Below are 236 nucleotides of genomic sequence, written 5' to 3' on the forward strand. Positions count from 1 at the left end.
CCCCCGTCGCCGCCGTCCCCGTCGGCGAGCAGGGCCGCCGCCGTGACGCCCGCGCCGGCCGCCGCGACCACCAGCAGCACGGCGGTGAGCACGGCCCGGGTCGTGCGCCGGGGCTCCGCCGTCCCGGGCGGCCCGGGCGCACGGCCCGTGGCCAGGAAGGCGCGCAGCATCCGCTCCGCCTCCGCCGCGTCCAGACGCCGCCGGGGATCGCGTTCCAGCAGGCCCCGGACGACCGG

Annotated in this window: 1 pseudogene; it reads right to left on the reverse strand. The window is 83.1% G+C overall.

The features are described 5' to 3' along the window. A pseudogene (locus KUM03_RS33540) lies at nucleotides 1-236 on the reverse strand (serine/threonine protein kinase); the annotation flags it as partial.

The sequence above is a fragment of the Streptomyces sp. AC602_WCS936 genome (genome assembly GCF_019049125.1).
In the GTDB taxonomy this organism is placed as follows: Bacteria; Actinomycetota; Actinomycetes; order Streptomycetales; family Streptomycetaceae; genus Streptomyces.